Genomic DNA, 11,550 nt, shown 5'->3' with positions numbered 1-11,550 from the left:
TTGAAGTAGCGCAACCCTATTATTTCGAAACCATAGGTACGATGGTAAATGGCTGCATACTGTTCATTAACCAGTTTAGAAACGGCGTAAGGCGAAATGGGTTTGCCAATAATTTCTTCCGTTTTGGGTAGCAATTCACTATCACCATACACTGAGCTTGAACTGGCGTAAACCATTCGTTTAACTTGGTTTTTCCGTGAAGCTTCCAAAATATTTAGAAATCCGGTAACATTAGCGGCGTTGGTAGCCAGGGGGTATTTAATACTACGGGGAACAGAACCTAAAGCACCTTGGTGAATAACGAAGTCAACATTTTCGGTTGCTTTCAGGCAGATAGCGAAATCGGTGATATCGCCTTGGATGTAGCTAAAGTTAGGCAAGTCAATCCAAGGTTCTATGTTACGGTACTGTCCTTCGCTTAGATTATCCAGAACGGTGACCTTACCTGCATGGTGGGTAAGAAGATATTGAACAATGTTAGAACCTATGAAACCGGCTCCACCTGTAACCAGGAAAGAGAAGCTTGATAAATCCTTGGTATGGAATTCCTTAGTATACATGGTTGGGTTAGGGAACTATGCCTTGGAGTATTGTTGGTTATAGTATTTTTGATAATCGCCACTGGTAACATGGTTTAGCCATTCATCATTAGCCAGGTACCAATCCACTGTTTTAGATAATCCTTCTTCAAATTGCAGGCTTGGTTTCCAACCTAATTCTCTTTGCAGTTTGGATGCATCAATAGCGTATCTAAGGTCGTGGCCGGCCCTATCTTTTACAAAGGTAATGAGGGAAGCGCTGGTACCGGGTTTTCGGCCTAGTTTTTCATCCATAACTTTGCAAAGTTGCTGAATTAGATCAATGTTTTTCCACTCGTTATGTCCACCTATGTTGTAAGTCTGACCATTTTTTGCCTGGTGGAAAATAAGGTCGATGGCAGAAGCATGATCTTCCACAAACAACCAATCTCTGATATTTTCACCTTTTCCATATACCGGAACAGGTTTCATGTTTTTGATGTTATTGATGGCTAATGGAATCAATTTTTCCGGGAAGTGATGGCTTCCGTAGTTATTGCTGCAATTGGAAATTACAATTGGAAGACCATAGGTGTCGTGGTAAGCTCTGACCATGTGGTCTGAGCTCGCTTTAGAAGCAGAGTATGGGCTGTGAGGGTCGTAAGGCGTTTCTTCAGTAAAGAAGCCGGTTTCACCTAAAGTGCCATATACTTCATCTGTTGAAACGTGGTAAAAACGTTTGTTTTCAAAGTTACCATTCCAGGCATTTTTAGCAGCATTAAGTAAAGTAACAGTACCAACCACATTGGTTTGAATGAATTCCATTGGATTGGAAATGCTTCGGTCGACATGGCTTTCAGCGGCCAAGTGGATAACCCCGTCAAAGCGATGCGTTTGAAAAAGGGAGGCAAGAAGTTCGCTATCGCAAATATCCCCTTTAATGAACGTATAATTGGGGAATTGATCGATATCTCTCAGATTTTCCAAATTTCCGGCATAGGTCAATTTATCCAGGTTTACAATTTGGTAACCCGGGTAATTTTTAACAAAGCGTCTAATAACATGGGAGCCTATAAAACCGGCGCCACCTGTAATTAAAATATTCATTCGATTGCTATTTGGATTTCTGATTCAGTTGTTTCTCCCATTTCCAGGCAGAGGAAAGGGCATCTTCCAGCGAAAGTTCGGTAGTCCAGCCAAGTTCCTGATTAGCTTTGGTTGTATCGGCATAAACTTTAATAACATCTCCCGGGCGACGTGGTGCAATGGAATAGTTTAATTTTTGACCGCTTACTTTTTCAAAGGCATTGACAACTTCCAAAACGGAGGCCCCGTTTCCTGTACCCAGGTTAAATATTTCAAATTCGGATTTGTTCTTGCCTTTTATTAAACGTTCAACTGCCACCACATGGGCTTTTGCTAAGTCAACCACATGAATGTAATCGCGAATACAGCTTCCATCCGGGGTAGGATAATCGTTTCCAAATACTTTTAATTCCTTTCTCTTTCCGATAGCTGTTTGGGTGATAAATGGTACTAAGTTGTTAGGAACACCTTGAGGCAATTCTCCAATTTTTGCGGTTGGGTGGGCGCCAATGGGATTAAAATACCTTAAGCAAATGCCATTAATCTTTTTGCCTTTACTGGTGTCTAGAATGATTTCTTCACCAATTTGTTTGGTATTACCGTAAGGGGATTCTGCCTTTTGCATTGGATGGTTTTCATCGACCGGCAAATATTGTGGTTCTCCGTAAACGGTGCATGAAGAAGAGAATACCAGGTTAGGTATTTTACTCTCCTGCATGCAATCCAAAAGATTAATTAAAGAAACCAGGTTGTTTCGGTAATATGAAAGCGGATTTTCAACGCTTTCACCCACTGCTTTGTATGCAGCAAAATGAATAACTGCCTTAATGTCGGAATGAAGGATAAACAGTTTTTTCAAATCAGACAGGTTGCAGCAATCAATTTTCTCAAAGTAAGGTCGATTGCCGGTAATTTCTTCAATTCGGTCAACGATCCATTCTTCAGAATTGCTTAGGTTGTCGGCAATAACCACATCGTATCCTTTTTGTAAAAGTTCTACGGTTGTGTGGGAGCCGATAAATCCGGTACCACCTGTAACAAGTATCTTCATTCGTTCAGTTCAGTTGTTTGCTAATAGGGTTAATTTCTTAAAGTGACCAATAAGTCAATTTGGAAATTTTATTTTTAAATACGCCCTTGATATCAATGATAATTCCGTCTGCTGCTGAAATTGATTGGAAGTAGGATTCATCTAATTTCAGGTAATCAACGTGGTTTACGGCAACAACAATGGCATCGTAACCTGTTCCGGCTTTTTCAACCAAACCAAAGCCATATTCATGTTCCAGGTCCTTGCTGTCGGCATAAGGATCTACTACATCAACGGTAATGCTAAATGATTTTAATTCGTTGATTACATCGGCAACTTTGGAATTACGAATATCTGAAACGTTTTCTTTAAAGGTTGCACCCATCACCAAAACTCGACTACGGCTGATATCTTTGTGAAGGGAAGAGATTTTTTTAACGGTCTCACGAGCGATGTAAGGACCCATACCATCATTAACAGAACGACCTGAATTGATGATTTGAGCGTGATGTCCTTTTTCTCTTGCTTTGTAAGTGAGGTAATAAGGGTCAACACCGATGCAGTGTCCACCAACCAAACCCGGAGTGAATCGAAGGAAATTCCATTTGGTTCCGGCGGCTTCCAATACTTCGTAGGTGTTAATTTTCATTTTATTGAAAATCATGGAAAGTTCATTCATGAGGGCGATATTTACATCACGTTGCGTGTTTTCAATGATTTTAGCTGCCTCTGCTACTTTGATGGAAGATGCTTTATGAACCCCTGCCTTAACTACGATTTTGTAGGTGTCAGCAATGTTTTCCAGTGATTCCTCATCACAACCGGAAACCACTTTCATGATTTTAGGCAATGTATGTTCCTTATCACCCGGATTAATTCTTTCAGGGGAGTATCCTACTTTGAAATCGGTAGGGTATTTTAGGCCTGAAACTTCTTCCAGCACAGGAATACAATCTTCTTCGGTGCAACCCGGATAAACGGTTGATTCAAATACAACATAGTCACCTTTTTTTAGGGCTTTACCTACTGATCTGCTCGCTGAAAGAAGTGGTTTTAAATCAGGTAAATTATGTTCATCAATTGGTGTTGGAACTGCCACAATGTGGAAAGTAGCCTCTTTTAAAACATCGGTAGAATTGGTAAAGGTAATGTCACAACCTTCAAAAGCTTCAGATTCCAATTCTTCACTTGGATCCTGATTGTTTCGCATCATTTCTAATCTTTTTTCATTGATGTCGAAACCGATAACACGAATGTTTCTGGCAAATTCCAGCGCAATAGGAAGGCCAACGTAGCCAAGCCCAATTACTGACAACTTAGTTTCTTTGTTTACGAGCATTTGATAAATAGTAGACATTTTGATAGTTATATTTTAGGGGTGCGAATATCGTTAAAAGATTGGCTAAATTTTCATTGTTATAGGATATTCAGAAAACTTACCTGAATTCGATTAAATAAGTCGGGTATTGCTCTGAAAAAAATCAGGCTAATTTCTTTTCTTATTTTTGAAGAATCCGTTGGAGATGAGTAAAGGCTTTTTGGTCAGTTTCAAAGGTTAAATAGGAGAGGTTAATTTGGTGGATTGGAAGAAGTTCGCATTCCTGAATTCCTGGTTCGGAAACTTGAGGCAAATTGGATATGGAATTAATAAGGTAATAGATAGATATTACTTGAATTCCTTTTCTGAATTCAGATTCACAGAAGAAATCAGTAGTGTATAAGTGCGGTCCAATTTCAATTTCCAGGTTCATTTCTTCTTTGAATTCTCGTTGCAAACATTGAAGGGTTCCTTCTCCAAATTCCAACCCTCCTCCCGGAAATTTGGTATACCAATTCCCAGCTATTTTTTCTTTGGATATGAGGATGTTTTTGTCAGAATCGAGGTAGATTCCATAAACACGAACCGAAAAGGGATATAGCATTTCGGAAAAATGCAGTTCAATTCTTAAATTAACTTAATTAAAAGTAGATTTTATCCCCAAGCAGTTGTTGATTTCAAATAAATTGCCTTTTAAATAGGGTATTTTTGATAGCTGTACCTCTCGTTGTTCTAGTGGTACAGAGGAATTTTCAAAAAAATTTGGCGATACGGATTTTGCTCCATTATTTTGTAGGTTCCAACCCATAGATTTTCTATACAAGAAAAACTGCCAAATCGAAATGAATAATTCTACGACGGTAAAAAGTTTTATTAAAGCCTTCTCAGCCGCAACAGTTTTGTTGTTTGCAGGAATCAATAGTTCAATTGCCCAATCCAATCCGGTCCTGACAGTTAAGGGCGGAACCTTTTACATGAAAGATTTTTCTGTTGTAAGAGTTAACGGAGATATGTTGAATCAGGTGCCTGTGAATGATAATGATAACCTTCCGGCTATGCGGGTTTGTAATGGTGCTAATCTGGAGATTTACGGAGATTTTATCAATAATTACGAGTGCGGACAACCTCCGATCTACGATAACAACGGTAATATGATTACCGGAGCTATGTATAACGACGGAAATATCATTGTTAAGTATGACTGGGTTAATAATGATACCTTTTGGGCAGGAAACACCACCGGACAGGTTTTTTTAAATAACGACTCCTTGCAACGTATTACCGGAACTCATCCAACAACCTTTAATATTTTGCAAATTGATAGTGCGGAAAAAGTTCAAACCCTGAATGCCATTGTTACCAAACAGCTTAATTTAAATAATGGTTACCTAAACACAGATCTTTATAAAATGTCTGTTACCAATACCGACCCTTCTAATTCCGTAAACTGGCTTTCAGGTTTTGTAGTAACTAACACCAATGCTAACAACTCCATTTATGGTCGTTTAGAAAGAGCAGTTTCAATCGGAGGTCAGGATTATAAATTCCCAATGGGTGGATTTACTGGACCAACTGTTCATAAAAGAATGGCTTCACTAACTCCTAATTCTAACGATACTACTGTTTTTGACGTTTCTTTCTTTTTTGATCAACCTATTAACTATGGTATTAGTGATCAAATTTTTGATGATTCTACCATTTGCGTGGTTAATAAAGACTACTTCTTTAACATTACCAGGGAATCAGGAATTGCCAATGCTGATATAACCTTAACCTATAATCCAAACGAAGATCCGATCTATACAGGTATCGTTAACTGGAGAACAGCTCCGGCTCCTACAGAGTGGAAAAACCCGGGTGGACCATTCCCAACTCCATTAGTTACTGCACCATCAGGCGATCAACCGGGTGTTACTAAAGTTGGAAATTACGATTGGAATACGGTTCATAAACATTACACTTTAGGATGGGTTAGACCGGCAAAACCACAAATCGATGGTCCTACTGTACTTTGTGGCTCATTCGATACTTTATATACGGTTTTAAACCCAACTCCTAATACCGATTTAGTTTGGAGCGTAACCCCCGGCGTTGGAATTTTTTCAGGTGATTCCACTGCTAATCCGGTTGTTATTGCCTGGCAAGATACTTCCGCTACTAACTTTTCCCCAACAACAGGAACTATTTTTGTAGTAGAAACCTTAGGAACTTGTCCTTCTTTACCCGGTACTTTGACCGTTACTATTTTATCTAACCCAATTCCTTCTTTTACTGTTGTTACTCCTTATTCAAGCGGAGTTTTGAACCCTGCTTTGGGTGATACCGCTCAAATATTTACTTATGATATGTTACAATTCCAAAATACCAGCCAAAATAGCAATGCCTGGTATTGGGATTTTGCCAATGGAAATAACTCACAATTAGAAAGTCCTTTCCAACAATATGATACCATTGGTAGCTACAATGTAATGATGGTGGCAACTTCTCCGGATGGTTGTATTGATACCACGTATGGTGTAGTAAATGTAGTACAGGGAACTACCATTCCTAACGTATTTACTCCGAATAATGATGGTGTGAATGATGTATTTTGGATTAGAAACTCTAATGTTCAAAGTTATGACCTTCAAATTTATAACCGTTGGGGAACCTTGGTTTACAAAAGTTCTGCTCCACAAATTAAATGGGATGGAAATACAATTTCCGGACAACCAGCAGTTGCAGGAACCTATTTCTGGGTAGTTTCAGCTAAATATTACGACGGAAACGAATACAATGGTCCTAAAAATGGATACGTTGAGTTAGTTAGAGGAGAATAAAATTTTTTTGAAATTTGACAGGCCAACTTTTTAGTTGGCCTTTTTTTTGCTTTAATTTTTTTTTGAATGAATGGGCTGTATCGTTGCTTTCTTTCTTTTTGGATTTGTAGTGTAAGGTTCTTTTGGAATTAGGGCTAGTTGGTCAATGCTGATGCTGGTTGGGGTTTAGTCCGGGTAGGGATAGAGGCAGTCTACCCCACAGGCCCGAACACTTTCGGGCCGAGGAGTAGCGCCGATAGCCCGGACCTGAGCCCGTTTAACTTTGGAAGAGTGGAAAAGCTTATGCGAAGGTACCCGCCTCCAAATTCCAATTACTTACATTAATCCCAAAATTGTCAATAGAAATTTTAAACTACGTTTCGAGACAAGTGTTAGTAAGGCTTTCAAGTAATTTTACCAAGAGAACATTATGTAATATCAATTTATATATTAGTTTTCTTAAGTAAAATTGTTATAACATAATGTATCCTCGGTATAATCCTAAATTGGTAAGAATACCGAGAGAACATTATGTAAGACCTATTTAAGAATTAGCCTTATTGGTAAAATTAGGTCTAACATAATGTAACCTCGGCACTAACTAACACTAGCTCAGGATTAACCCAAATCATCCCACATTCCATCGCGCTTATTATTTGTTCACTTCGTTTCAAATGACAATTTTGGGTTAATTTTATACTGAAACAGGTTACCAATCAACATGTGTTGCATGCGGAATTAGCAATGGAGAAGGATACGAAAGGTGGTTCCTTTGTTTGGAGTTGACTCTTTAACAAAGATTTTACCTCCGTGATAAATTTCAATGATACGTTTAGAAAGGGAAAGCCCCAAGCCCCAACCCCGCTTTTTGGTGGTATAGCCGGGTTGAAAAACGGTTTTAAGTTTAGATCGGGGAATACCTTTTCCGGTATCTTCTACATCAATAATGACATGGTTGCCGTGTTGAAAAAGGTTGATCGTAATGCGTCCGCTGCCTTCCATAGCGTCCACGGCGTTGCGGAAGAGGTTTTCAACAACCCAGGCAAATAGTGGGGCATTTAATGGTGCCTGGGTTTCTTTTTGAGTGTTTGCTGTAAATTCAATATTGATCTTTTTAGGAGATCGGGCTCTCATATAATCGGCGCTGTCGGCAACCACTTCATATACATTGTGTTGGGTTAATTCCGGAGAAGCCCCAATTTTAGAAAAGCGTTCAGTAATAATGTTAAGCCTATTGACATCTTTTTCCAGTTCCGAAATCATTTCCGGGTCTAGCTCCTTCAGTTTCATGTATTCTACCCAGGCCATGAGACTAGATAGCGGAGTTCCCAGTTGATGGGCTGTTTCCTTACTCATGCCCACCCAAACTTGATCTTGTTCGGCTCGTCTACTCGAGCTAAAAGCCAGGTAAGAAACAAAAATGAATAAGCCAATTACCCCCAATTGTACAAAGGGAAAAATTTGTAATTGTTTTAGCAGGTTGGAATGTGAGTAATAAATTAAGTTTTTCCCGGATATTAACTTTACCTCGATAGGAGGTCCGGTTTCTTTCATTTCAAGGAGCTTTTTGCTAAGGAAAACCGGGTCATCAATTTGGGTCGAATCTAAATTTCTGGTAGTAATAATACTATCGTTTTCGGTAGTTAAAATAACAGGAATGGTTTGATTGTCCTTGATTACATCGAAAATGAAGGTCAAATCCATGTTGGGGTCGGTGGCCGATGCGAGTGTTTCGGTGGCTTTGGCCCAAAGTTGTACTTTTTTGCGTTCCTCATTGGCCAGCTTATCCACAAGCTGGCTGGTATACCAAAGGGATCCCAGGCCAATAAGCACGGCTGAAACAACGATTAATTGTTTCCAACGTAGGCGCTGGGTGTAGATGTTCATGCCTGAGCAGGAATCGGGTTGCGAACAGTTACCGGATTGGGGTTTTGTTCGTCGCTTTCAATGAGTCCGTCTCTGAGTCGAACAATGCGATGAGCATGCCTGGCAATGTCTTCTTCGTGTGTAACCAGAATAATGGTGTTGCCTTGGGAATGAATTTCTTCGAACAATCCCATAATTTCTACCGATGTTTTGGAGTCTAGGTTTCCGGTTGGCTCATCGGCCAAAATGATGGAAGGACGGTTTACCAATGCACGGGCAATGGCTACCCTTTGACGCTGTCCACCTGAAAGTTCATTTGGACGGTGATCCATTCGGTTGGCTAAATTAACTTGGGTAAGTACTTCGGATGCCCGTTGCATTCGATCAGCCTTTTTTACACCTTTATAAACCAAGGGCAATGCCACATTTTCTAAGGCAGTTGATCGTGGCAGGAGGTTGAAGGTTTGGAATACGAATCCTATCTCTTTGTTTCTCACTTCTGCTAAGTCGTTGTCAGACATAGCGCTTACATCTGTTCCGTTTAGGATATAAATTCCGGAAGTAGGAGTATCGAGGCAACCCAGCATATTCATCAAGGTGGATTTTCCCGATCCGGATGGACCCATTAAGGCAACGTATTCGTTTTTATATATTTCCAGATTTACTCCACGCAAGGCATGGACGGTTTCAGAACCTACTTCGTATTTGCGGGTTATTCCACTGAGTTGGATGATTGCTTCTGCCATTTTTTTAGGATTCAAACCAGGCCCTAAACAGGTTAGGTTTGTATTTATTGTGTAAAAGTACCACGAAAGCAGATTCCTTGCAATAGGTGTTCGCTCTTAAAAATTTATAATGATATTTTAGGTTAACCTAAATAATGTATTTTTGTAGCCTAATAGTTAGTTGTGAACACCCTTTCTGAAGAGAATTATTTAAAGGCTATTTTCAAAGCAAACCTTGTTGAGCAGGGCAGTGTAAGCACCAATTTGCTTGCCGAAATGCTTGGACATAAAGCCCCAACTGTTACCGACATGTTAAAGCGTATGGCTCAAAAAAAGCTCATTGCTTATGAAAAGTACAAAGGGGTTTTACTAACTGAAAGTGGTCGGATTGAAGCTTTGAAAATTGTTCGTAAACACAGGCTTTGGGAGGTTTTCTTAGTGGAAAAGTTGGGAATGGGTTGGCATGAGGTGCACGATATAGCCGAGCAATTGGAGCATGTTCAATCTGACTTTCTTACCGATCGCCTCGATCAGTTTCTTCAATATCCTCAGTTTGATCCGCATGGAGATCCTATTCCGGATCGCAGCGGACAAATGCCTGAATTTAATCCCATTAGTTTGTCAGAAGCCGGGCCCGGAAGCCTGGTCACCTTTGCCGGTATTTCCGATCATTCACCCGGTTTTTTGGCTTATATCGATAAGTTGGGGCTTTCCTTAGGGGATGAGTTAATGGTTTTGTCAATCGAATCGTACGATCAAAGCTGTTTGGTACAATTTAAAAAGCAGCCTAATCCGGTTACACTCAGTTTTCGGGTAACTAACAATATTTTATGCAAGAAGAAATGAGTAAACAAGCCAATCAAGCCGAACTTAGTCCTTCACTTGAAGATGTAAATGCAAGTATAGATACCACCCAAGCCAAATCCTGGTGGAAACGCTTGCTTTCCTTTTTGGGTCCGGCTTACCTGGTAAGTGTCGGTTACATGGATCCGGGAAATTGGGCAACCGATATTGCGGGCGGAAGTGGATTTGGTTATACCTTACTATGGGTTTTGCTAATGAGCAACCTGATGGCCTTGGTACTGCAAAGTTTGGCAGCACGATTAGGTATCGTTTCGGGTCTTGATTTGGCACAGGCTTCTCGCATGAGTTACCCTAAACCTGTGAATTTCTTTCTTTGGCTATTGGCGGAAATTGCCATTGCAGCAACCGATCTGGCCGAGGTTATCGGAATGGCCATTGGCTTAAAACTTTTGTTTGGAATTCCTTTGTTATATGGAGTATTAATTACCTTATTCGATACTTTTTTACTTCTCTTTTTGCAACGATTTGGAATGCGTAAAATGGAAGCTTTTATCATTGGATTGGTCGCCATCATTGGATTATCTTTTTTGGTTGAAATGCTGCTTGCTCAGCCTAATCCGTTCGAAATGGCTCATGGCCTTATACCTTCCATTCCGAATGAAACTGCCCTCTATATTGCCATTGGAATAATTGGAGCTACTGTTATGCCACACAACCTTTATCTCCATTCTGCCCTGGTTCAAACCAGAAAATTTGAAAAGTCCAAAACAGGAATCTGGGAGGCCATCCGGTTTAATTTTATCGATTCGCTTATTGCCCTCAATTTAGCCTTTTTCGTAAATGCTGCGATTCTGATTTTAGCTGCCTCCACTTTTTTTAAGGCAGGCATGACAAGCATTAGCGATATTGAAGATGCCCATACCCTGCTTCAACCTTTGTTGGGTTCAAAATGGGCTCCAATTTTGTTTGCTACGGCTTTGTTATGTGCCGGACAAAGTTCCACCCTCACCGGAACCTTATCCGGACAAATTGTTATGGAGGGTTATCTAAACCTTCGAATTCAACCGTGGCTGAGGCGTTTGGTTACCCGAATGGTTGCTATCGTTCCTGCGGTTTTAACCATTTGGCTGGTGGGCGAAGATTCCGTAGGTAAATTATTGGTTTTTAGTCAGGTATTATTGAGCCTGCAACTGGGTTTCGCAATTATTCCGCTCATCCATTTCACTTCCAGTAAGGTTAAAATGGGCGATTTTGCAATTTCAAAATCTTTAGCCCTTCTTTCCTGGATAATAGCCTTGGTTATTGTTGGATTGAACATACGGTTGGTAATAAACGAGTTAGAATCCTGGATTCAGTCATCTGCCTCACCCTGGGTTATTTGCCTTACTGCCATTCCTGCGGCAAT

At 40.2% G+C, this 11,550-nt stretch carries 10 protein-coding genes; 3 read left to right on the top strand and 7 right to left on the bottom strand.

The annotated features are described in order from the left end of the window. The 5 genes from K1X82_13070 to K1X82_13050 all read right to left on the bottom strand — a co-directional run. On the bottom strand, window positions 1-560 hold a 560-nt coding region (locus K1X82_13070), incomplete at its 3' end, for an NAD-dependent epimerase/dehydratase family protein (protein ID MBX7183037.1). 15 nt (window positions 561-575) lie between these two features. Continuing rightward, a complete protein-coding gene (gene rfbB, locus K1X82_13065) occupies window positions 576-1,625 on the bottom strand; it encodes a dTDP-glucose 4,6-dehydratase (GenBank protein ID MBX7183036.1) in 1,050 nt (349 codons plus the stop codon). A gap of 7 nt (window positions 1,626-1,632) precedes the next feature. After that, window positions 1,633-2,655, bottom strand: a complete 1,023-nt coding sequence (galE, locus tag K1X82_13060; protein MBX7183035.1) for a UDP-glucose 4-epimerase GalE — start codon at window positions 2,653-2,655, stop codon at window positions 1,633-1,635. A 37-nt stretch (window positions 2,656-2,692) separates the two neighbouring features. Continuing rightward, on the bottom strand, window positions 2,693-3,982 hold the full coding sequence (locus K1X82_13055; GenBank protein ID MBX7183034.1) for a nucleotide sugar dehydrogenase: 1,290 nt from the start codon (window positions 3,980-3,982) through the stop codon (window positions 2,693-2,695). A gap of 151 nt (window positions 3,983-4,133) precedes the next feature. Then, the gene (locus tag K1X82_13050) at window positions 4,134-4,556 is read right to left on the bottom strand and encodes an NUDIX domain-containing protein (protein ID MBX7183033.1); all 423 of its coding nucleotides are present in this window, start codon (window positions 4,554-4,556) and stop codon (window positions 4,134-4,136) included. Between the two features lie 238 nt (window positions 4,557-4,794). On the opposite strand from K1X82_13050, the gene K1X82_13045 reads away from it, so the two are divergent. Next, entirely contained in the window at window positions 4,795-6,771 is a 1,977-nt protein-coding gene (locus K1X82_13045) for a gliding motility-associated C-terminal domain-containing protein (protein ID MBX7183032.1), read from the top strand. A gap of 717 nt (window positions 6,772-7,488) precedes the next feature. Here the strand turns inward: K1X82_13045 and K1X82_13040 are convergent. Both K1X82_13040 and K1X82_13035 read right to left on the bottom strand, forming a co-directional pair. After that, complete coding sequence (locus K1X82_13040) at window positions 7,489-8,637, bottom strand: HAMP domain-containing histidine kinase (protein ID MBX7183031.1); 1,149 nt, start codon at window positions 8,635-8,637, stop codon at window positions 7,489-7,491. Further along, window positions 8,634-9,350, bottom strand: coding sequence for an ABC transporter ATP-binding protein (locus tag K1X82_13035; protein MBX7183030.1), 717 nt, complete (start codon window positions 9,348-9,350; stop codon window positions 8,634-8,636). Before K1X82_13035 ends, K1X82_13040 begins: the two co-directional genes overlap by 4 nt. Window positions 9,351-9,524: 174 nt before the next feature. Between K1X82_13035 and K1X82_13030 the strand changes: the two genes are divergently transcribed. Both K1X82_13030 and K1X82_13025 read left to right on the top strand, forming a co-directional pair. Then, window positions 9,525-10,187 (top strand): metal-dependent transcriptional regulator, encoded by a 663-nt coding sequence (locus K1X82_13030; protein MBX7183029.1) that lies wholly within the window; start codon window positions 9,525-9,527, stop codon window positions 10,185-10,187. Further along, a partial coding sequence (locus K1X82_13025) for an Nramp family divalent metal transporter (GenBank protein ID MBX7183028.1) occupies window positions 10,184-11,550 on the top strand: 1,367 nt, incomplete at its 3' end. The genes K1X82_13030 and K1X82_13025, both read left to right, overlap by 4 nt.

This window comes from Bacteroidia bacterium (assembly GCA_019695265.1).
GTDB lineage: Bacteria > Bacteroidota > Bacteroidia > JAIBAJ01 > JAIBAJ01 > JAIBAJ01.
This window is presented reverse-complemented; position numbering and strand designations above follow the sequence as displayed.

Coding starts and splice junctions, on each gene's coding strand:
- rfbB (MBX7183036.1), bottom strand. CDS start 1,625: ATGAATATTTTAATTACAGGTGGCGCCGGTTTTATAGGCTCCCATGTT.
- galE (MBX7183035.1), bottom strand. CDS start 2,655: ATGAAGATACTTGTTACAGGTGGTACCGGATTTATCGGCTCCCACACA.
- K1X82_13050 (MBX7183033.1), bottom strand. CDS start 4,556: ATGCTATATCCCTTTTCGGTTCGTGTTTATGGAATCTACCTCGATTCT.
- K1X82_13045 (MBX7183032.1), top strand. CDS start 4,795: ATGAATAATTCTACGACGGTAAAAAGTTTTATTAAAGCCTTCTCAGCC.
- K1X82_13040 (MBX7183031.1), bottom strand. CDS start 8,637: ATGAACATCTACACCCAGCGCCTACGTTGGAAACAATTAATCGTTGTT.